This window comes from Bacteroides sp. 2_2_4, from assembly GCF_000157055.1.
Taxonomy (GTDB): domain Bacteria; phylum Bacteroidota; class Bacteroidia; order Bacteroidales; family Bacteroidaceae; genus Bacteroides; species Bacteroides ovatus.
In genome coordinates, this window is record NZ_EQ973357.1 from 288363 (window position 1) to 310587 (window position 22225).

At 40.6% G+C, this 22225-nt stretch carries 17 protein-coding genes; 5 read left to right on the forward strand and 12 right to left on the reverse strand.

Annotated elements, in window-relative coordinates; translation table 11 throughout:
• The 6 genes from BSCG_RS20305 to BSCG_RS20280 form a co-directional block, all read right to left on the reverse strand.
• Positions 1-1134 (reverse strand): hypothetical protein (locus BSCG_RS20305; protein ID WP_032849376.1); only part of this gene is annotated, 1134 nt, incomplete at its 3' end.
• Positions 1131-2138 (reverse strand): hypothetical protein, encoded by a 1008-nt coding sequence (locus BSCG_RS20300; protein ID WP_004317059.1) that lies wholly within the window; start codon positions 2136-2138, stop codon positions 1131-1133. The genes BSCG_RS20305 and BSCG_RS20300, both read right to left, overlap by 4 nt.
• A gap of 68 nt (positions 2139-2206) precedes the next feature.
• Positions 2207-2788, reverse strand: coding sequence for an LPP20 family lipoprotein (locus tag BSCG_RS20295; protein WP_004317057.1), 582 nt, complete (start codon positions 2786-2788; stop codon positions 2207-2209).
• Between the two features lie 30 nt (positions 2789-2818).
• Complete coding sequence (locus BSCG_RS20290; protein ID WP_008643945.1) at positions 2819-4696, reverse strand: LPP20 family lipoprotein; 1878 nt, start codon at positions 4694-4696, stop codon at positions 2819-2821.
• 11 nt (positions 4697-4707) lie between these two features.
• Positions 4708-5973 (reverse strand): DUF6175 family protein, encoded by a 1266-nt coding sequence (locus BSCG_RS20285; protein ID WP_008775274.1) that lies wholly within the window; start codon positions 5971-5973, stop codon positions 4708-4710.
• On the reverse strand, positions 5970-6839 hold the full coding sequence (locus tag BSCG_RS20280; protein ID WP_008775275.1) for a hypothetical protein: 870 nt from the start codon (positions 6837-6839) through the stop codon (positions 5970-5972). The genes BSCG_RS20285 and BSCG_RS20280 overlap by 4 nt, the downstream gene beginning before the upstream one ends.
• A 393-nt stretch (positions 6840-7232) precedes the next feature.
• Here BSCG_RS20280 and BSCG_RS20275 point away from each other — a divergent pair, with 393 nt between their 5' ends.
• Complete coding sequence (locus BSCG_RS20275; protein WP_004298505.1) at positions 7233-7628, forward strand: helix-turn-helix domain-containing protein; 396 nt, start codon at positions 7233-7235, stop codon at positions 7626-7628.
• Positions 7629-7818: 190 nt separating this feature from the next.
• On the opposite strand, the gene BSCG_RS20270 is transcribed toward BSCG_RS20275, so the two are convergent.
• The 4 genes from BSCG_RS20270 to BSCG_RS20255 all read right to left on the reverse strand — a co-directional run bounded on the left by BSCG_RS20270 (position 7819) and on the right by BSCG_RS20255 (position 13424).
• Entirely contained in the window at positions 7819-9594 is a 1776-nt protein-coding gene (locus BSCG_RS20270) for an oxaloacetate decarboxylase (RefSeq protein ID WP_008775276.1), read from the reverse strand.
• A gap of 965 nt (positions 9595-10559) precedes the next feature.
• Positions 10560-11684, reverse strand: coding sequence for a DNA-processing protein DprA (gene dprA / locus BSCG_RS20265; RefSeq protein WP_008775277.1), 1125 nt, complete (start codon positions 11682-11684; stop codon positions 10560-10562).
• Positions 11681-12082: an acyl-CoA thioesterase gene (locus BSCG_RS20260; protein ID WP_004312258.1), complete on the reverse strand. Its 402-nt coding sequence runs from the start codon at positions 12080-12082 to the stop codon at positions 11681-11683. Before BSCG_RS20260 ends, dprA begins: the two co-directional genes overlap by 4 nt.
• A 52-nt stretch (positions 12083-12134) precedes the next feature.
• Positions 12135-13424, reverse strand: a complete 1290-nt coding sequence (locus tag BSCG_RS20255) for a peptidase U32 family protein (protein ID WP_004302691.1) — start codon at positions 13422-13424, stop codon at positions 12135-12137.
• A 124-nt stretch (positions 13425-13548) separates the two neighbouring features.
• Between BSCG_RS20255 and dusB the strand changes: the two genes are divergently transcribed.
• Entirely contained in the window at positions 13549-14544 is a 996-nt protein-coding gene (gene dusB, locus BSCG_RS20250) for a tRNA dihydrouridine synthase DusB (protein WP_008775278.1), read from the forward strand.
• 90 nt (positions 14545-14634) lie between these two features.
• Here dusB and BSCG_RS20245 read toward each other — a convergent pair whose 3' ends face one another.
• Together BSCG_RS20245 and BSCG_RS20240 are read right to left on the reverse strand one after the other, a co-directional pair.
• Positions 14635-15600 carry a phosphatase PAP2 family protein gene (locus BSCG_RS20245; RefSeq protein WP_008775279.1) on the reverse strand — a complete coding sequence of 322 codons (966 nt, stop codon included), beginning with the start codon at positions 15598-15600 and terminating at the stop codon, positions 14635-14637.
• Positions 15591-16598, reverse strand: a complete 1008-nt coding sequence (locus BSCG_RS20240; protein WP_004322948.1) for an NAD-dependent epimerase/dehydratase family protein — start codon at positions 16596-16598, stop codon at positions 15591-15593. Before BSCG_RS20240 ends, BSCG_RS20245 begins: the two co-directional genes overlap by 10 nt.
• Positions 16599-16642: 44 nt before the next feature.
• Here BSCG_RS20240 and BSCG_RS20235 point away from each other — a divergent pair, with 44 nt between their 5' ends.
• From BSCG_RS20235 to BSCG_RS20225, 3 genes are all read left to right on the forward strand, one after another.
• The gene (locus BSCG_RS20235; RefSeq protein ID WP_083793650.1) at positions 16643-17245 is read left to right on the forward strand and encodes an RNA polymerase sigma-70 factor; all 603 of its coding nucleotides are present in this window, start codon (positions 16643-16645) and stop codon (positions 17243-17245) included.
• Between the two features lie 62 nt (positions 17246-17307).
• Positions 17308-18471, forward strand: coding sequence for a FecR family protein (locus tag BSCG_RS20230; RefSeq protein WP_004322945.1), 1164 nt, complete (start codon positions 17308-17310; stop codon positions 18469-18471).
• Between the two features lie 151 nt (positions 18472-18622).
• On the forward strand, positions 18623-22213 hold the full coding sequence (locus tag BSCG_RS20225; protein ID WP_032849377.1) for a SusC/RagA family TonB-linked outer membrane protein: 3591 nt from the start codon (positions 18623-18625) through the stop codon (positions 22211-22213).
• Positions 22214-22225 lie beyond the last annotated feature (12 nt).

Genomic DNA, 22225 nt, shown 5'->3' on the forward strand with positions numbered 1-22225 from the left:
TCCCACATAGACAGAAAAGTCACATTGCGGATAATCCTTATAGAAAGAAATAAGTCCCGAATTTACTTTCGAGCAGACTTTGACGGATGGATAAGCTTTCGCTTGCAACGTTTTCTCCACGTAAGTTCCTGAAAAGGGTTGGGGAGTAGTGATATTCATATTTACCGGGTTCTTCGCATTGGCGAAATCACGGTTGTAAGTGTAAATAGAATTAGTTTTATTCGGGGTAGTATCAAACCTGTAATAGTTTACTCCATTCAAAGTAATAAAACAGGTAGCATAAATCATGTTACCCGAAGCATAGAATAAAGTAAGGCGGTTATCCATACGCGCCACCTTAACCCTATATCCCGATTGAGAAAGGAGAAACATTTGCATAAGAGCTATTTCATCGGAATGAGTACTTCCACATAGTTCAGTAGCCACTTTCCTCGTCAACAGCAGATAACCATAGTCATTCAGGGCATTATCCTTTTTAAAAGCCAGACAGTCGTCTATCAAAGGCTGATAGTTGCTACGCGATAACGTCTCCCATCCGGCAGAAATATCTTTCTCTGCAATCCCTTTTAAAGTGAGCCGGTTCTTCAATGAAGCATTGACAACACAATCTTTACTGTAGAACGAAAACTCTACACCGGAAAGTGAGCGTTTGGCCGGAACGGTTTCTTCAGGCTTCACTTCCGGTTTTATTTCAGGGAGCACCGCAAAATCCTTTTCCGGTTCTACAGCCACATCTTTACCTCCCGGTACAACCGGAACCTGTGTTTTCCCCTTTGAAGGAGAAAATGTCGCACTTGGAGTCACTGTCGGAATGGGGAGTCGTGTCACCTCCCCTACTTTAACCTCTTGCGGTTTTGTTGCCGGCTTCTTATGGTCAAAGCTGACCGGTTTTACAGGCTCCGGCCTTTGAGGACGTGCCACCGGCTTCTGCAAGTCATACTCTTTCCAGGTTTCTTTCAGAAATTCGGCAAATTCCTTATTCTGTTCGCTCACAAAATCATCAAACTCTTTTTGCTGCTGCTTCACAAAATCGTCAAACTCCTTCATGTCTTTATCTATTTGCGCAAAAAGACTAAACGGCAAACACAATGAAAAAACTACCATAGATAGTATTCGTATCCTATTTTTCCTCATTTCCTTATTATATTTTGTTGTTCTGTTATCTGCCAATCCACATACAGCTTATTATTCCGTATATCTTTGATAAAGGGGGAAATAGACAAGACAGCGACAACCTTCTCCCGATACAAACCACAACCGGAATCAGTGCCGCCATTGAAACGATCGTCCACCTGCTTGACATTTACATCAGAAAACGGATATAACAACAACGCCTTCACTAAAGAAGACATATAGGCATTCCAAAAGGCATTCCTCATATCCATCTTCTCCAGTCCGCCCTGACCTCCGAAACCGACATCTTCATACCAACAGTCTTCTTGTGAAGAACAAATTTCAACTCCGTTCATATATGAAATTATTTGAGGAGACGACTGTGTTCCCTTAAGCTGAAACCATGACTGGTCTGATTGCTCCCTACAACTATCCGATTCCAACAATAAATTGAATTTCACCTCTTCTTCCTCAACCCTTTCTTTCGTAAACAAAAGCATCAACTCACTAATGGAATGATAAGAAAAATCGCAACTATCATTCGATGGAGTAAAAGATACCTCCAGAAATTTCTCTCCAAATATAGAAGTATATTCATGCTCAATCCGGTAGGAAACATGTTGAACGGGATGTTCGATCACTCCCAATACAAGCATTTTGTCTCTTTGGTCTTCGTATGTATTACTGGCAGTCTCCATGGTGGAAAAAACGTCCGAGAGAAGTCTCAATTGTACCCCTTGCTGCAATGAATACAGATAAGCCGCTCTTTGCAAAGCAAGCATCCTTGCAGCTTCGGATTTCATACAAGGATCAGATATACCAACTACCCGGCCTTTCCGTTGAGAAGCAAACACCCATTCCGGCAAAGTCTCCCGCTGTCCCGGTCTCCAGTCATAAGATTGGTTATAAACTGTATCAACAGGCATTGCCTGTGAAAACACATCAATACCGGGAGACAAAAGCAACTGGATAATAAAAATAACTACCCAATTATATCTTATATCCGACAAATTAAGTTTCATCATTCAATCTTCAAATAGTTGGGTAGTTATTAAAGAGATCATTACTATCCTCTGTGTTCTAAACAAGCTGATTATTGGGCGTTTTTACTCATTTCTTCTTCAAATACCTTTTTGAACTTTTCATATTCAAAGTCAATGCGCAATTTGTCATCATTCTTAATACGATTTGCCATAGCATTCATGATTTCCTCTCCTGCCAGTTCAAGAGAGACATATACTTTGTATTTACCATCAGGAGTCTTCATGGTTTTTTCACAAATTACACGCGTACCGCTCAATTCCTGTTCCACTACCGTACGGGTCAATGATTGATAACGACTTTTGCTTTCATCATTTTCACCTTGCTGATAAGAGGAAACATAACTATCGGTTACCGATTTCACTTTTGCATTGATAGCAGTAGCAATTTCAGCCCGGGCCTCCGTCATCGCTTTTTTCTTTGCAATAGACATATCCGTAGAAAGTCCCATCGAACTAGCTCTAAAATACTCTTTGTTCGTTTGAAATTCCGGTCCCGAACAAGGAACATTAATTTCTACGTCCTGTTGCACTGCCGGTTGCTGCACTGTTTGTGTTACAGGTTTTGAACTACCGCAACTTGTCATAACAGCAATGGTTAGCAATGCTGTTCCCAATAAATTAATTCTTTTCATTTCAAGTCTTTTTTAATGTTAATATATGATTCATTTCAAGCCTCTCAACTTCACTATATTATTTTTGAAATCCTTCAATTGCAGCAGTGCCACAGATTGCAACTTACTTACCTCAATAACCATCTCCGTAGGCAGATCAGGCACAATGAGCGCAGTGACTCTGCGGTCATTGAACTTAGAACCCAGTTTGACACTGACAATCGGAGATTCTTCACCTTTTTCGTTTATAACCGTCAGATTTCCACTATATAAGTCCACTTCGCAATCGTCAGCATTTGTATTCACAATCTTAAGATGTATCCTCGATTTGTCTCCTAAAGTTGCAAGTTTGTCAAATTCAACAAAGACACCATCCAACCATTCAACCCGAATTGCCTTTTGATTCTCTGGTTTGGCGGACTTAACCGGAACCAAAGGAGCAGGAATAACTTCCGGCACCACAACAGGGACAGATATAACCGGATCAGCTTCTTTTTCCGGTACGGAAGCACCGACTATCGGAACAGGAACATCCGGCAACATCTTCTGTCTTTCCGGAATCTTTCCGGTTCTGTCGAATGTTATTTTCTTCAATTCACGTGCAAACTCCCGGTTCAACCGTTTTATCAATTCACGCGCCGCCATATTCTTGCCTTGAGAAGCGGACTTATTTTCAGGTACTAATGTCCGTTCATCATTAATAGAATAATTCAATAGGATTTGCCCCGTCCGGTTATTTTCTATTTTAATCCCCAACGTAGAAAAGAATTCGATGAAGTTGTACAGTTCACCCGGAACGGTATTGCCTTTACGACACTTATTATCCAATGTAACGATAATGTCGGCTTCAGAAGGAGATGCAACTACGTTAAAGAAATGATTGTTCAGCAAACTCTTCACAGTTCGTTCCACCGCCTCTATATCGCTCTGCGCACTTCTAACATAAGCTGAAGTCTGTGTCTGCACCGTGTTGATAGTCAACGTTGCTCCGGGAAGAGAAGAAAGCATTTGCTTGAATAAAGCTGCATAACTTCCCTTCCGGAACAAGCTGAACACATCATCAATTAATGAAATTCCAATTTCCTGCTGTGCCTGTTTAGAAGTAATATTGCGCACATAAAGAGCGGCAACTCCCGATTCGTTGGTGGGAGACATGGAAGACAAATCTCCCGCCCCGGAAACAAACTCGGCTTTCAACCGGATATTCCTTAACGGATTTCCATTACGGTAAACACCTATAGCAATAGGCTCCCTTATACCTTGAAACGGCGTGACTGAAACGGTTACCGGATTCAGAACAATCGTTATTCCATCAAATACTCCAGCCAAAGCCGCATATAGTTCAGTCGCCAGATTAATTGTCTTTCCTTCGTAAGAGCAGAACAATTCCTGATTAAGTACCGGGCGTATAGCCTCCATTCCATTCGAGAATAATTCAATGGCAGTCATTAAATCTCCCTGTTGTAAGGTAATGTGTCCCTTATACCAGAAATCGAAGCCGTTACGGATTGCCTTCTGACGACGTGCTGCCACCAAAGCCGCATAATCATCCTTATTCAGTTCATAATAAACCCAATACTCATTGTCACTTCGCCAGGAATCCACCAGACGAAAGTTCTCTATTTCCGCCCGGGCTTCTGTACGAATACTTTCTGCGAAGGTTTGTTTCACATTACCATCGTCCTCCAACGTATTCAACAAAGAATTGGCGGCAATCACCACTTGAATTTCAGATACAAGATCAGACAAAGCGTTTTGCTTTGCCTTTTGCTGATAATCTCCTTCCGATATTTCAGCCATTCCTATTCCGATGTAACTTAAACCACTAACAGGATGCTGTTTCACCCAGTCAGGACGGTTCGTTTGTTGACCGGAAAGCGGAAAGCAAAACCATGAAATCACAAGAATAAATAAAAACCAATGTTTCATACGTCCTTGATTTATTGAATAGTCAAATAGATGGTACTTCCATCCACTCTATGTTCACTATCTATTCCGGAATCATTCAGATAATTAACCAGATTATCCGCAAACGTGATGCAATCCATCGGCAAGCCGTCGCTGTCCTTTGCAGGAATCTGTATCGAATCAAATATCAGACTATCGTCCACAGCACCTTGAATATGGTAGCGTCCTCCCTGGGCATTTTTTCGTACCCAATTGCGTATATGCGCCGAAAGAGTAGTACTACCGTTTATCCGGCTATTCATCGTATTGATAGCATTATCTGAGAGACTAACCCGAAGAACAACCGTATTCCCCTGTTGAACTTTCCTGGCAAACTCTTTCGAGATATCTTTCAGAAAACCATCCAGAACATCTTGTGCCGCATATGCGCATAACTTATCCACGTCCGTCGTCCTAAAGCGGTTCGTCCAGCTTTTCCGGCTAGCCAAATCTACTCCGGTAGCCGTTTCACGAGCAGTCATAATCAATGAGACTCTACTTCCCGAAGCTGCAGATATGTCTTTTTGTAAATCAACAATCACATAGACGTCCGCTCCCGAATTCATCAACAACTGCTTATCATTGGAATCAGCATTCTTACTTTCCCATTCGGAAGCACGCAAAGTTCCTGACTGTTTTCCCTCGGCAGCCACTGTCTTCACGCCAAGCTTAACAAATCCCTCCTTTACCGTACTTACGGCTATACGAAGATCAAAATCATTCTTCAGAATATCAGCGTATGAGCTTCGGTCATTGCTTTTATAGGGGACTACCATGATTGTCGGCAAAGCAATTTGTTGCCGGGTTTCCTCCATCGACATTTCTTCCTGGGGTCTCGTCATCAATTTGTTCCGTATCAAGTCTTTTTTAAGCGCACCTAATAAGATTTGAGCCGTTACTGTACCATTGTATAGCTTGGAAGATTGCCGTACCGGATCTCCTACCGTTTCATAGTTCTTCACAAAGAGCATATAACGTGAACTGAAAAACTGATTCATATAGTAAGAATCTTCTTTCCCGACGAGCGGCTGTCCGTTTTCCACTCCGTCAATGCCGTTGAGAAATATAGCATTAAAGATTGACTTCAATGCCATATTATATACATCTTTCTTTTTTTCGGCTGTTCCGGAAGCGGTGATAACGGCTATGTTATCATCTGCCTTCACACAAGTTACGTCATTGGAGTATGACTCCTGTGCCATGAAATGAATAGTGTATACAACTAGCAGGCTCAAAAGCAGTATTCGTAACTTCATCATAGTCCAAGTCCGCCTAAAAAGGTATTTTTTCGAGAAAGAATAATCAATTTCTTTTCTTCTTTCGATGCTTTCATTATCTCCTCACCGCCTTTGCTCACGGTACATAAAGAACGCGTTCCGCTCAATACTTCTTTCACATTCAAACGTCCGACTTCTTTCAATGACAGTTCTCCGGCAATATCCATCTCTATGTAAACGATAAATTTCTGGCCTTTTTGTACCCCTCTCTTGGTTCCAAGATCGATATATACAGTTTGTGCTTTATCTTTTTTGGTACTCTCAATCTGTACAATCGTTCCTTTCATTTTGAAATACTCGTCAACAAAATCGTCCATGCTTATTACTACATAATCCAAAGTCTTAATGATAGCTTCATCAGGAGTATCGCCAATATTCCCGGTCAACCCCTCGTGAGTGAATGTCTGGGTTCCTTTGAGTGTACCGTTAGAAGGGTCTACTATTTTCAACGTGTAAGAAACACTCCCCTGATAATAGGTCTTCCCTTTACTATCTGTTTTTTTAACTCCCTGCATACTGGTAATATTTCCCTGAATAAGATATTGGGCGCCTAACGTCGTCATGACCTCGCTTCTGCAAACGGCATCTCCCATAGCAGAAGCCTCTTGGCGTCTTTTCGCTTCAGTCTTCAATGCTTCATTAGAATCAACATCAATAAGTTCTACACGATCCATCTTCTGGATACCTTCTATTACTTTATTACGCAATGCTTCCGCCAAAATATTACTGATAGTACTGGGACGCGAGAAATAATCAATATAGACTCTTTCTTTACCGTTTTCATCGGTTTGTGCATAGCCTAACATTGGAATTAGGCAAATAGAGAACAATAGTAAAATCTTCTTCATGTCTGTTTATTATTTATTATTAATGCTATGTTTGTTTTTTAGTGCAATATCTCGCTCTTTTAATACAATATAGAATGTTCTTTTTTCAATAATGATTTACTGTTATGAATGATTGTGTTTTCTCTGACTGCAAAGTTAAGCACACATTAAGGTGTATTGTATACACAATATTTACTACAACCATCCGTTAAACGAATAGTTATCTCCAAATATCAATGAGAAAAGGGAAAAGAGTGGTATGTTCAATAAAACGAGGTCGTTTTCCCGTCTCCAAGCTATTTGCACCATCGCATTTTCCACAGTTCTCTCGAATAAGTATAAAATAGCATTTGTTATATCCACTAAAATTGTTACATTTGTCCAATAATAAATTGCTTCCCAATAACAAGATACATGGAAACAGATTTAAAGAAGATAGTAGGACATCGGCTGCAAATGCTTCGTATGGAAAAGAATCTTACACAAGAACAAATGGGAGAAAAGTTGAACTTATCAACAAGTGCCTATTGTAAGATTGAATATGGTGAAACTGACCTCACGTTAACCAGGCTGAATAAAATAGCAGAGGTACTAAATATGTCTGCATTAGAACTATTTAATAAAATAGACGGGAATGTGTATGTCAATAATTCCGGTACTATCGGAACTAATATTGGAGTCGCTAAAGACTGTAGTAGCGTGCATATCGAAGCGGCAGATGATCTTCGTGAGCTAATAAAAGCAAACAGTCGGCTCCTTGACATGTTATATAAACGTATAGAGCTTTTAGAAAATAAAGTGCTCTTATAGTGATTATACGCCTAGAGAAATCTCATCAAGGTTTAAAATAGCAGAACATACCGGTCATCGAGTTCGAACAGATAAAGGTGCTCATAAACGTTCTGCATTGAATATATACGAAAAGAAGGCTGCAACTTCGTAAAAGATTGCAGCCCGTTTTTTTATTGGGTAACCTCTATACCCAAACTCTTATAAGAGTCTACGCAAAAATATCGCTTCGTAGAATATAACCGATTACATCTCCCTTATGTACAGTCGCACCTTGCTGTGCACATATCTCCACCACACGTCCGGTAAATCCGGTTAGAATCTTTTCATATTCCCCCCACGGAGTGGAAAGATAACAAAAGACTTCGTCATGCTGATATTTACGCCCGATGAATGGAGCAATGGATGGTCCCTCTACGGAAACTTCCCAAAGTACCTGTCCGTTATCAGGGGCAATAACCGGATCTGCCTTGGCACGTTTCAACTTCTTAATTTCCTCTTCCGAATACCCGTTCTTTGCCATTGCCGCATCCTTAGCATGTTGCAACTCTTCCTCAAAACGCTTTTTGGCAACCCCGGACTTATAATCACGATACTGGCGATCGTGCATAGCCAGTTCAAAAAGTTCTTCGTCATCCTCTCCATATTCCCAGCCATTTTCATCCATTTCCTTTCGATATTCATCCAAAGCATCCGGATAATTCAATTGCGGGTCGGTATCGACAAATTCATATCCTTTAGATTTCGCCAACTCTATAATCTCCGGTGCAAGCGTACCAGGAAGACGTCCACTTTTACCCAGAATCATATCCCAAGTATGGTTATCTATCATTGTCCAACGTTCTTCCCCTTTTACCTGCTGCATAAGATTCATTAATGCAACATTTTTCACATACTGGCTGAAAGGAGTCACCAAAGGAGGATAACCCAGCCTGGGCCATACATATTCCACTTCATCAAAAAGCATCACAAGCAGATCATCCAGACTAAGTTCCGGCTCATTCTTACTCCTTAATATCATATTGATGCCGGAATGCACTCCTTTCAGGTCTGCCATCATGGAACCCATCATGCCACCCGGCAAACCACATTTCAATAAAAGCGAAGACATATATTTGTTGGTAGGATCCATGAAGTAACCCAGAAAGTCATCAATGAATTCCTGCGTCATCGCACGAGCCTTCATATATGCTTTCATATTAATATCCGGAACCTGAAAACCTAAATCTTTCAACATAGCCTGCACAGAGATTACGTCCGGATGCACTTTGCCCCAAGACATCGGTTCCATAGCCACATCAATGATGTCCGCACCATTTTCACAAACCTCAAGGATAGAAGCCATAGACAATCCCGGTCCGCTATGACCATGATATTGAATCAATATATCCGGATGTTTCTCCTTGATAGTCCTGACCAATTCTCCTAACATACCCGGACGACCGATACCCGCCATATCCTTCAAGCATATTTCAGGTGCACCGGCCTCAATCAGTTGATCAGCAATTCGAGCATAATACTCAACAGTGTGTACGGGAGAATAGGTGATACAAAGAGTTGCCTGCGGAATCATACCTGCTTCCAAAGCATATTTAATAGAAGGAATGATGTTTCTCGTCTCATTCAGTCCACAGAAAATGCGTGTGATGTCCACTCCTTGCGCATGCTTGACTTTATACATCAATTTACGTACGTCTGCCGGAACCGGATACATGCGCAACGCATTCAATCCGCGATCGAGCATATGCGTTTGAATACCCGCTTCTTTAAAAGGTGCGGTAAAAGCACGGACAGCCTTATTAGGATTTTCGCCGTACAACAGATTCACTTGCTCAAAAGCACCGCCATTCGTTTCAACTCTGGCAAAACAGCCCATCTCAATAATCAAAGGAGCGATACGGACAAGCTGATCAACCCGAGGTTGATATTTACCGGAAGATTGCCACATGTCCCGATAAACAAGACTGAATTTAATTTCCTTTTTCATCATAGCCAATAATAAGTGATTTTTTCTTCGGTTAACTTCACATATACAAATATAAAGGTTTAAACTGACATATAGTCAAACAATCACCTTAAAAAATAGATATAAAGAGATGTTTAATATCATAATGCAAGAAAACCACCTCTATATAGATCCATTCACTATAAATAACAAATCAAATTGTTTTATGTTCGTACATATATCATTCCTTTAAGATTGCCAAATACTTCATCACCTTCATTCATTGACGTTTAACGGCTTCTGAAGCTATACCAGAAAGTTTATTTATACCAAAGTTTGTACAAAAGCAAATCGCTTCTCAAAATCATCAGTAGGTATAAACAAACCAAGATAACCATCAGGCATAATCCACTTGTCAAGGGCTTTATTATACTCAAAATTACTATTACAATAATTAATATAAGATGCAATATTGACTGAATCATTAAAATAAAGATTTCATCATTTTTTTATTGTTATTACTCTGGTAAATAATGGTATTAGTGAGAACCTAAAATCGTAAATTGTAAAGCGCAAATACACAGCAACATACAAGTATATATTTTCCTTTAAAAGGAACACCTCGTTGGTTTTAAAGGAACGATGCCTTGGTTTTAAACCAACGGGGCGTTCCTTTTAAACCAACAAAGCACTTATTTTAAGTGCTCATTTCACGAGCCCTTCGAAATACAATGAAACATATTCAAGAAGGCTTGCATTTCTTTTCATTACTTACCATAAATGTGCCATGTTTTATCCATTAGAAGTACGTCGTGTCCGATAACAGTAAAAATTAGTGAAAGAATTTAAAAGAGAAACAAATACAACAGAATTATTTGGAAAGAATCAGTTGAACACTTACATTTGTCATGTGATTTTTTTCATAGTATTAGATTTAAGGTTAACAAAGGTTGGAGCAAGGCGTTGCTCCTTTTTTTATGTCTATATGTGAGATTAGTTCATGTGAGTTAATTCAATAATTGGTACATTCCTCCTGCCAATACACGAATCACCCCTTTCATTTCCAGTTCAAACAGTAGGGCAGTCATCTTATTTACGGGAATATCTGCTTCTACCACAAGAGAATTGATTTGCAGATTTCCCAGTTTCTCCAAAATAGCAACTATCTTCTGCTCTTCTTCAGACAATTCGATAAAAAGACTACGTTGCACACTTACCTTTTCCGAAAGAGTCGTCTGCATATTCCAGCCCATAGCCTGCACAAAATCCTCGGCAGATAATAACAGGGATGCTTTATTATCCCTAATCAACCGATTGCATCCTTTTGAATATTCATCACTCATGCGACCTGGGAAAGCGAAACAATCGCGATGATAACCTTCAGCAAGTTCGGCCGTAATCAATGAACCTCCCTTTTCTGCCGACTCAATGACGATGGTAGCATCACACATGCCGGCAACAATACGGTTTCGACTGATAAAGTTATGACGATCGGGATTCGTTCCGGACAGAAATTCGGTCAGTAATCCCCCTTTTTCAAGCATGTCAACAGCTGTTTTCCGATGGACATAAGGATAAATACGATCCAAGCCATGAGCTAAAACACCTACCGTAGGTAATTCATTAGCCAAAGCTTCACGATGCGCATGAATATCGATTCCATAAGCAAGGCCGCTAACTACAAGTACATCAGGACAAACTGCTTTCAGATCCCGCAGAAAAGAGGCGCAGATTTGTGTCCCATAATCAGTAGCATTACGGGTTCCTACCATATTCAGGATATGAAGGGAATTTAGATCAGCATTTCCTTTAAAGAAAAGAACGACAGGAGCATCTTCACATTCCCGCAAACGGGAAGGATAAGCCTCATCATGAAAGGACAGACAGGCGATCCGATTCTTCCGGATAAATTCATATTCCTGTTCGGCACGGATCACAGCTTGCGGACAATCCAACGCATCTACCACCCGTTGACTCACTTCAGGAATACGTTCCGGTATTTCTTTACGCAGACGGAAGATATCAACAGCATTATTCATTCCGTCTATCAGATGTTTCGCCCCTATGTGCCCGATACCGGGCACCATTGTCAGGGCGATACTATAAATCTGTTCTTCCTCGGAACTGCTCATTTCAGGTAAGGGACAAAGACGCTATCGAATAATTCGCTGTCACTCAAACGTCCGTTTACCACACATACCGTTTCAACAGTGGATTTCACTACTACTTTATTATCACTCTTACGGAAAATATCCTGATAGAATACATATTTGATACCTTCCTTCTTCATATAGAGTTTAGAGACAAACTCGTCTCCGCTTTTCAACGGCGTTTTGAATGCCATATTAATGCGTGCCACTACCGGATCGACTCCCTGTTCGTGGAGTGCAGCAAAACTGATGCCTACCGACGTCAGAAACTCATGGCGGGTATGTTCCAAATAATGCTGATAGTTCGCATTATTAACAATCCCTTGAAGGTCGCACTCGTAATCACGCACCTTCATTTCCAATTCATAGATATAGTTCATCAATTAAAAATTAAAAATTGAAGATTAAAAATTAAAAGTTGAGAAATAGCAGTTAGCCTCTTTTTTGCTCAATATCGAGTCCTTTGAACTTCTTCAGTTCTTCGGTTGATACCAGTTTATACAGCTTGTCACTAGGGCGTATCTTATCTGATTTCATGGAGAAGTGCTGGCCTTTCTTCACAGTCTGCACGGATTCCAAGTCAACACGGGCTTCTTCCAAAGTCATGAATAGAGCACCTGTGGTCGGTCCGGTAATGAGAAGTTTATCGCCTACGCTAACTTCCGCAGCCTCTACCAGAAATTCGGAAACTCCAATGTTAGAGAAGTATTTGATACCTTTACCTACATATATCTTACGTTCCGTAGCTGCCGAGCCATAGTTTCTGGTCCATTCGCCTAAACGTTGTCCCAAATAATAGCCATCCCAAAAGCCGCGGTTGAATACTGTTTTCAGACGTTCGTCCCAAGCTGCAATCTTTTCATCGGTAAATGTTCCTTCCAGATAAGCTTTGATAGCCTCTTTGTAACATTCTACCACTGTACGTACATATTCAGGTCCACGGGCACGGCCTTCAATTTTGAATACACGCACACCGGCATCCAACATCTTATTCATAAAGTGGATGGTCTTCAAATCTTTCGGTGACATGATATATTCGTTATCAATATCCAGTTCCACATCCGTCTCTTTGTCACGGACTGTATAGGAACGGCGACACACCTGCATACAAGCGCCGCGGTTGGCAGAATGGTTCATCTCATGCAAAGAGAGGTAACATTTACCCGATACAGCCATACAAAGCGCACCGTGACAGAACATCTCAATGCGAATCTGTTCACCACTCGGACCACAAATATGTTCTTCCTGAATCTGGCGATAGATTTCGGCTACCTGCTCCAGATTCAACTCACGGGCCAATACTACCACATCTGCAAATTGTGCGTAGAATTTTAAAGCCTCTGCATTGGAGATGTTCAGTTGAGTGGAAAGGTGTACCTCCTGCCCTATCTGACGGGCATAGTTCATCACCGCCACATCAGCTGCAATCACCGCAGAGATTCCGGCTTCCTTGGCTGCATCGACAATGGTATGCATCAATGGAATATCTTTATCATAGATAATCGTGTTGACCGTCAAGTAGCTTTTCATCCCGTGTTCATCACACGTACGGGCGATCTCCCGCAAATCATCAATCGTAAACGTATTGGCCGAACGGGCACGCATGTTCAGGTTTTCTATACCGAAATAGATAGAATCGGCACCTGCCTGAATAGCCGCAGCAAGAGATTCGCGCGAACCGACAGGAGCCATTATTTCAAAATCTTTCAAACTAAGACTCATAGAATATATACTTATTTGTATCAGTTAAGCAAATGAATGCGTACAAAGGTAGGCTTTTTTCCGTATTTTTGCAGCGAAAACAAGAAGTTACTTCAATCATAAACAGTAAATATCAGATTCATATATGAAGATAGGCCAAATAGATTTGGGTAAATATCCCATCTTACTTGCTCCGATGGAGGATGTGACCGATCCGGCTTTCCGCCTGATGTGCAAGAGGTTCGGAGCAGATATGGCATACACCGAATTTGTGTCGAGCGATGCGCTGATTCGCGCTGTCAGCAAGACTGCGCAGAAACTAAGTATCAGTGATGCCGAACGTCCCGTTGCCATCCAGATATACGGGAAAGATACGGAAACGATGGTGGAAGCTGCCAAGATTGTGGAACAGGCACAACCTGATATTCTGGATATCAATTTCGGATGCCCGGTAAAAAGAGTAGCCGGAAAAGGAGCAGGAGCAGGTATGTTACAGAATATCCCCAAGATGCTGGAGATCACCCGTGCGGTAGTAGATGCGGTGAAAATCCCCGTAACGGTCAAGACCCGCCTGGGATGGGATGCTAACAACAAAGTAATTGTAGAGCTAGCAGAACAGCTACAGGATTGTGGTATTGCTGCACTGACTATACATGGCCGCACCCGTGCACAAATGTATACCGGAGAAGCAGACTGGACATTAATAGGCGAAGTGAAGAATAATCCACGGATGCATATTCCTATTATCGGTAATGGTGACGTGACGACGCCTGAACGCTGCAAAGAGTGTTTTGACCGTTATGGAGTAGATGCTGTCATGATTGGTCGTGCCAGCTTTGGTCGTCCATGGATATTCAAAGAAGTGAAACACTATCTGGAGACTGGTGAAGAATTACCACCGCTAAGTTTCGACTGGTGCATGGAAGTGCTTCGCCAGGAAGTGGTCGACAGCGTAAATCTACTTGATGAGCGCAGAGGTATTCTGCACGTACGTCGTCATCTGGCTGCGAGCCCATTATTCAAAGGAATCCCTAATTTCCGTAATACGCGTATTGCCATGTTACGGGCAGAAACAAAGGAAGAGCTTTTCCGCATATTTGAAGAAATCACTTCCCAACGTAAAGAGAATCCGGAAGTTTAATCTACTATAGATCATAATCTTCATCCGCAAACTCTGATTCCTGCGGATGGAGATTACCTGTTTCAAAATACAGAAGTATATTCCAATTTTCTACTTAAACATCGGTTGTGCAAACCACTTCTTAAACATCCAGGTCACAACCACATACAATAGGAATGCAGAGAAAAACCCTACAATGGCATCAATCACATAATGTGCCTGAATATATACGGTAGCCCCGCAAAGCAACATATAGAAAGGTATCAGACAAGCAAACAATTTCTTGCTGCCACGCCATGCCATAATCATCAAAATAGTAGAAATACCGACGTGTGAACTGGGGAATGCTGCCGTAGGACGTTCGCCTACCTGCTGTGAGCCTTCCACTAAGCTATAAAAGAATCCATGCTGATAACCCGGTCCGGGAAGTAATTCCTGATTATGATTGAAATAGTCACCGATAGCAGGGAAAATACCTTTAGATACATTATCAATCCCGATGGCAGGGAAATAGAATTGAGGCCCCGCGACAGGAACGAATATATAAATCAGATAATAGATAAAGAAGGAAGTGACGAGAACAAAAGACATCTTTTCGAACCACTCAAACTTATAAATGAAATAAAACAATGCCACAATCAGCATCATCGGATAATAAAAGAAATATCCCATATTAAATGCTTCACTGACGATAAGGTGCGGAAACGTATGGCAAAACCAGATAGCAGGCTGACCATTGAAAATAAACTCCTCGGCAGTTGCAAATACATGGTCTAAATTCGGAAAGAAACGATTGAACTCGAAAGTATCCGGATACCAGTAAGACAATAGACTCATCTGGATAACAATGCGCACAAACGCTGAAAACTTACAGGGGGCAAGACGATAAAGATACATCAACAAAAAGGTCATCGCCGCGATCATAGCCCTATCCAGCAACATGTGCCATGGATGATCCATTCGCTGAAACAGGAATAGAATCAATATGGAAGTCAACAGATTATAAATCAGTGTAATCTTTTCCACAGCAAACAACCCTTTCCGGGTTTCTATGCGCTTAAATAAGTCTAAAGCCATCCTTCATTTTTATACCAGGCAATGGTTTCACGAACTCCCTTTTCCAAATCATATTCGGGTACATACCCAAGTTCTTTCATTACCGGGGATATGTCGCATTGCCAGTTGCGTTGTTTCATTATCTTATATTTATCCGAATTCAGGGTACTGCTCCTCCCGGAACGTGTAGCAATGAATTCAGCGAACAAAGATATAACTTTTAGCACAATTAATGGACATTTCAAGTGAAGAACAAACGGATTGCCCAATTCTTTTTGTATCAGATCCGAAAAGGCACGACTTTTATAGATTTTCCCATCTGTCAGGAAATACGCCTTTTGAACCACTTTTTTCTCCATTCCCAGAAAAATCGCCTGCACAATGTCCTTCACATAAACAAAAGTCAAGTCCTGGCGTCGAAAACCGACCGAAAAGTCTACATGCTTCTGAATGGACTTGGCCATCAGGAAATAGTCTGACTCACGGGGACCATAGACTCCCGTAGGACGATAAATGACATAAGGAAAACCGGGAATACTCTGAATATATAATTCCGCTTTCAATTTACTCAATCCATAAGCCGTATTAGGCATCGGAGTATCTTCTCCGCTTATCGGAGTATAATCCTTCTCACGTACAGGTCCGAATACACTCAACGTGCTAATATATATAAACTGCTTCGGAACCATATTCAATTCCTTCAGCGTGTCTATAAAATATTTAGTCTGAAGATAATTCACATAATCAAAGGTCTTTTTATCAGAACACTTTGTCACACCGGCGCAATGGATGATATAATCAAATTTGCTGTAAGTACCTTTATGCCCGGAGAGTTGGGCGCGAAGCTCATTGGGATGTGCAAAGTCCAGTTCCAGAAAGTGAATTTTCCGGTTCTTTAAATACCGCTTGCTACTCGTGGGGCGAATTCCGGCCCACACACCAAACTTTCGTTTCAACGCTTCCTCCACGATGAAACTTCCTATAAAACCACTTGCACCTGTAATTAAAACACTCTCCATTATTACTTCCCTGGTTCTACATGAATATTGATTCAAAAAATATGATGCCACAAAGATACGATAAATATAAAATAAAAGCCATTTTGCTTTTCTCAATTATTATTTGTTTATTTGCAACGCGATTTATTTACTATTCAACACTTTTAAAGCACGTGGAAGATAAGGCCGATTTTGATTTTCTTTTTAAAGAGTACTATCCTCAACTTTATTATTACGCATTTCATTTGATTAATAATATGGAGGCTAGCAAAGATATCGTCAGCGACGCCTTCGAATTTATTTGGGCCAATTATGCTAAAATAGATAAAGCCACAGCTAAATCTTATCTATATGTCTACGTTCGCAACAAAAGCATTGATTTCCTGCGGCATCAGAATACACACGAACAATACGTACAAATCTATTCCGAACTGACCAAAAGTTATGTTGAGACGGAGTATCAGGAGCAGGATGAAAGAATGATACATATCAGTAAGGCGATGGAAAAACTGACTCCACATACCAGGCATATTTTAGAAGAATGTTATATTCAACGCAAAAAATATCAGGAAGTGGCAGAGGAATTAAATATTAGTGTCAGTGCAGTCAGGAAGCATATTGTGAAAGCATTACAGGTGATACGTGAAGAATGTGCAAAAAAATCATAAAGCAGGTGTCTTTATTTTATGATTAAACGTAATATAAATAAGTATGATACAGTCGAACAGTGATGAATAAAGATATTGACAATATAGATAGTACAGATAAATCTGTAGAGAAGGCACTCGACATTATGGAGAGCTCTTCAGAAATAAACGTCGAACAACTGCAGGAAATGCTTAAAGATGAAGAAACCCTGCAGGCTTGTCGCGACATCATGGATAGCAGCCTCTTCCTACAACAAAAAAGTGGAATGGAACTACCCAATATAGAGATGGAGCTAGAACGATTCAAGAAAAAACAATACACGGCAAGAATGCGTTCCAACTTCTGGAAAGTAAGTATGGGAATAGCCGCCATGATTGCCGTTCTATTTGGAACTTACTATCTTATCAATACCCTGACGACCCCTGCCCTGGAACCAATCACAGTATTTACTGCTGATGCTGCCCCTCAACATATCACTCTGCAAAAAGATAACGGAGAAAAGATTGTATTAGACGAACCGCAATCAAACAATCAAACCTTACCACAGAAAATGATCTCAAAGTCCGAAAAGAAAGAATTGGATTACAGGCAAGTCATTTCAACGACCACTCAAACACATGTACTCACTGTTCCACGCGGTGAAAGTTTCAAGGTAGTGTTATGTGACGGCACGGAGGTCTGGCTCAATGCCAATAGTAACTTTGTCTATCCAACGGCCTTTATTGGCGACGAACGTATCGTCACTTTAGAAGGTGAGGCTTATTTTAAAGTGGCCAAAGATCCGGAGCGACCTTTTATCGTAAAAACCAAAACTGTACAAACCCGCGTTCTCGGTACTGAATTTAATATACGCAGCTATACTCCTGAAGATACTCATGTAGTGCTTATTAATGGAAAAGTAGAAGTCAGCAATACCAAAGGAGGATCATATACCAGACTATATCCGGGAGAAGATGCACATCTGCAATCTGATGGCAACTTTATCCTGGCAGAAGTAGATCTAGACTCCTATGTTTATTGGAAAGACGGCTATTTCTACTTTGACAATGTCACATTGAAAGATATTATGCAAAATTTGGGACGTTGGTACAATGTAAACATAGAGTTCAGAAACAAAGAAGCGATGGAGTATAAAATGCACTTTATATCCGATCGTACCAAAGACCTGGAACATACGATCTCATTACTTAATAGAATGAAAAAAGTGACAGTCACCTTGCAAGGCAATACGCTTACTGTAGACTAGATTTTTATTGCATAAGTATAACTAATCTATGCAAAATACAACAAAATATCACTTTTATTAAAAAATAAATCGCAAAAGGGGTATCCATTTTTTCTTCTCATACGCACTAGTTATATAAACATGTTCAAATAGTGTTATTAAAGACAAACGTATGAGAAATAATTGGAACCTACTTATTGTGTGTTTTCTATGCGTATTATGTTTCCGACCCTACCAAGTAAATGCTCAGGTGCAATCGCAAAAGAAAATCACGATTGAAATTAGCAACGAACGGTTGCCGTCCGTACTAAAACGTTTAGAAAAACTATCCGGATATAAGATCCTGTTTACGTATGACGATGTCAAGAAATTCACCGTTTCTGGCTCCGTCAAGGATAAGAGTATAGAGCAGACTCTCGATATAATCTTAGCCAATAAGCCACTGGAATATCATATTGAAGACCAATTTATCACAATTACTATCAAAGGTCCTTCCAAACAGGCGAAAGTATTCAATGTGAAAGGAGTGGTTATTTCCGGTGATGACGGACAGCCGCTCATTGGTGCAACCGTTGTCATCAAAGGAAGTAAGTCCGGTGTATTAACGGATATAGATGGAAAATTCTCGATAGAAAATGTATCCAATAAATCCCTGTTACAATTTTCCTATATAGGAATGAAACCGCAAGACCTGACTCCTGCTCCAAATATGAATGTTACATTAATGCCTGATGTACAAACATTATCTGAAGTAGTAGTAACAGGTATGCAGAAAATGGACAAACGTCTGTTTACAGGAGCAACCAAACAATTGTCCGCAGATGAGGTCAAACTAGATGGTTTGCCTGATATCAGCCGGGGACTTGAAGGACGTGCCGCAGGCGTATCTGTACAAAATGTTTCCGGCACATTTGGTACCGCCCCAAAAATCCGGGTACGTGGTGCTACATCTATTTTCGGTAGTTCAAAGCCACTATGGGTGGTAGATGGAGTCATCATGGAAGATGCTATCGACGTAGGTCCGGATGACTTATCTTCAGGAGATGCCGAAACATTGATTAGTTCAGCTATTGCCGGATTGAATTCAGATGATATTGAAAGCTTTCAAATATTGAAAGACGGATCAGCAACCTCTATCTACGGTGCGCGAGCCATGGCAGGGGTTATTGTAGTAACCACCAAAAAGGGAAAAGCCGGTGTCAGCAAAATCAGCTATACCGGTGAATTTACAACTCGTATGATTCCCAGTTATAAAGAATTCAATATCATGAATTCACAGGAACAAATGGGAATCTATAAAGAAATGGAACAAAAAGGATGGCTCAACAATAGCGATACTTACCGTGCAAAAGATAGCGGAGTGTATGGACGTATGTATCAGTTAATCAATCAATACAATCCGGTTACAGGACAATTCGGACTTGCCAACACTCCGGAAGCACGTAACGCTTACCTGCGTGAAGCGGAAATGAGAAATACCGACTGGTTTGATACTTTATTTTCCAACAATATCACACAAAATCATTCTGTCAGTATCACTTCCGGAACAGAAAAATCTTCATTCTATGCTTCATTAAGTGCCATGTCAGACCCGGGGTGGTACAAGCAAAGTGAAGTAAAACGCTATACAGCTAATTTAAATACAACATATAATATATATAAGAATTTATCTATAAATTTAATATCCAGTGCTTCCTACCGTAAGCAGAAAGCGCCCGGAACACTGAGTTCTGAAGTGAATGCAGCTAGTGGAGAAGTCACCCGTCAATTTGACATCAATCCATATTCGTATGCACTAAACACATCACGCGCATTGGATCCGGCAGTCAACTATACAGCTAACTACGCACCATTCAATATCCTTCATGAATTGGATAACAATTATATGGACTTAAACGTAGTTGACGTTAAATTCCAAGGAGAAGTAAAATGGAAAGCACTTCCAGAATTAGAGCTTAGCGCATTAGGAGCAGTCAGATATCAAGCTTCTTCGCAAGAACATAATATTAAAGACCACTCGAATCAGGCAACAGCATATCGCACAGGAATGGATGACGCCACTATTCGTGACAACAATAATTTACTCTACACCAACCCCGACAATCCTTATGCTTTACCCATCAGCATACTGCCGGAAGGCGGTATTTACCAGCGTAAGGACTATCGCATGCTGGGAGTAGACTTTCGTGCCACAGCATCCTGGAATCATTTATTTGCAGAAAAGCATATAACCAATCTTTTCGCTGGTATGGAGGTGAATGATTTAAAACGCATGCAGAATTATTTTCAAGGATGGGGAATGCAATATACAATGGGCGAAATTCCATCGTACGTATATGAATTTTTCAAGAAAGGTATTGAGTCCGGTGAAAATTATTATGGATTAAACCATACCACAACAAGGAGTGTAGCAGGTTTTGCCAATGCAACCTATTCGTATGATGGCCGTTATACAGTAAACGGAACATTCCGCTATGAAGGCACCAACCGCATGGGAAAAAGCCGTTCTTCCCGCTGGTTACCTACATGGAATATTTCAGGAGCATGGAATGTACATGAAGAAAATTTCTTCGAAACACTCAGCTCCGTGCTGTCACATTTGACATTCAAAGCATCCTACTCTTTAACTGCCGACAGAGGTCCGGAATATGTAACAAATTCACATGCCATAATCACCAGCTATTCACCATTTCGCCCTTTCACCAGCGGACAGGAAACCGGACTTTATGTATCCGACCCCGAAAATAGCGAATTGACTTACGAAAAGAAGCATGAATTAAACATCGGTGCTGATATGGGATTCTTAAACAACCGGATCAATTTCTCAATCGACTGGTATAAACGCAACAACTATGACCTGATTGGTATAACTCCGACACAAGGAGTAGGTGGTTCTATTTATAAATATGCCAATATAGCCTCCATGAAGTCACATGGTATTGAATTCACCATCTCAAGCAAGAATATCCAATCGAAAGACTTCTCATGGCATACAGACTTCATCTTTTCCAAAGCAAAAAATGAAGTTACAGAACTGAATGCCCGTTCCAGCGTAATGGATTTAGTTTCAGGTTACGGTTTTGCCCGTCAGGGTTACCCGGTACGTGGTTTGTTTTCCATTCCATTTGTCGGCCTAAATTCAAATGGTATCCCGATGTATAATATCAATGGAAAAATAACCAGTACCGATATTGATTTTCAGACACGTGACAACATAGACTACCTAAAATATGAAGGTCCTACTGATCCTACCATAACAGGAAGTTTTGGTAATATTTTCACTTATAAAGCATTCAAACTGAATGTATTCATCACCTATTCATTTGGTAATGTAGTACGTTTGAATCCATGTTTCAGCTATCAATACAGTGACTTATCTTCTATGCCACGCGAATTCAAGAATCGCTGGACAGTGCCGGGTGATGAGAAACGCACGAATATCCCCGCTATTATCTCGAAACGCCAATATGAAGATAATAAAGATTTAATGTATGCATATAATGCCTACAATTATTCTACAGAACGAATTGCCAAGGGAGACTTTATCCGTATGAAGGAAATATCCTTGTCCTATGACTTCCCCCAATCATGGATTGCACCAGCAAAGATATCTAATTTATCTTTGAAACTTCAGGCTACCAATTTATTCCTGATTTATGCAGATAAAAAACTCAACGGACAGGACCCGGAATTCTTCAATACCGGTGGAGTAGCTTCCCCTGTACCTCGTCAGTTTACATTGACTCTTAGATTAGGATTTTAACCATTCAGATAA

What these genes read in the sequence shown, in the direction of transcription:
- BSCG_RS20240 (WP_004322948.1), bottom strand. Translation starts at nt 16,598, where the DNA reads ATGGAGAGTGTTTTAATTACAGGTGCAAGTGGTTTTATAGGAAGTTTC.
- BSCG_RS20230 (WP_004322945.1), top strand. Translation starts at nt 17,308, where the DNA reads ATGAATAAAGATATTGACAATATAGATAGTACAGATAAATCTGTAGAG.
- BSCG_RS20255 (WP_004302691.1), bottom strand. Translation starts at nt 13,424, where the DNA reads ATGAGTCTTAGTTTGAAAGATTTTGAAATAATGGCTCCTGTCGGTTCG.
- BSCG_RS20235 (WP_083793650.1), top strand. Translation starts at nt 16,643, where the DNA reads ATGCCACAAAGATACGATAAATATAAAATAAAAGCCATTTTGCTTTTC.
- BSCG_RS20275 (WP_004298505.1), top strand. Translation starts at nt 7,233, where the DNA reads ATGGAAACAGATTTAAAGAAGATAGTAGGACATCGGCTGCAAATGCTT.
- BSCG_RS20300 (WP_004317059.1), bottom strand. Translation starts at nt 2,138, where the DNA reads ATGATGAAACTTAATTTGTCGGATATAAGATATAATTGGGTAGTTATT.
- BSCG_RS20260 (WP_004312258.1), bottom strand. Translation starts at nt 12,082, where the DNA reads ATGAACTATATCTATGAATTGGAAATGAAGGTGCGTGATTACGAGTGC.
- BSCG_RS20290 (WP_008643945.1), bottom strand. Translation starts at nt 4,696, where the DNA reads ATGAAACATTGGTTTTTATTTATTCTTGTGATTTCATGGTTTTGCTTT.
- BSCG_RS20280 (WP_008775275.1), bottom strand. Translation starts at nt 6,839, where the DNA reads ATGAAGAAGATTTTACTATTGTTCTCTATTTGCCTAATTCCAATGTTA.
- BSCG_RS20245 (WP_008775279.1), bottom strand. Translation starts at nt 15,600, where the DNA reads ATGGCTTTAGACTTATTTAAGCGCATAGAAACCCGGAAAGGGTTGTTT.
- BSCG_RS20270 (WP_008775276.1), bottom strand. Translation starts at nt 9,594, where the DNA reads ATGAAAAAGGAAATTAAATTCAGTCTTGTTTATCGGGACATGTGGCAA.
- BSCG_RS20225 (WP_032849377.1), top strand. Translation starts at nt 18,623, where the DNA reads ATGAGAAATAATTGGAACCTACTTATTGTGTGTTTTCTATGCGTATTA.
- dprA (WP_008775277.1), bottom strand. Translation starts at nt 11,684, where the DNA reads ATGAGCAGTTCCGAGGAAGAACAGATTTATAGTATCGCCCTGACAATG.
- dusB (WP_008775278.1), top strand. Translation starts at nt 13,549, where the DNA reads ATGAAGATAGGCCAAATAGATTTGGGTAAATATCCCATCTTACTTGCT.
- BSCG_RS20285 (WP_008775274.1), bottom strand. Translation starts at nt 5,973, where the DNA reads ATGATGAAGTTACGAATACTGCTTTTGAGCCTGCTAGTTGTATACACT.
- BSCG_RS20295 (WP_004317057.1), bottom strand. Translation starts at nt 2,788, where the DNA reads ATGAAAAGAATTAATTTATTGGGAACAGCATTGCTAACCATTGCTGTT.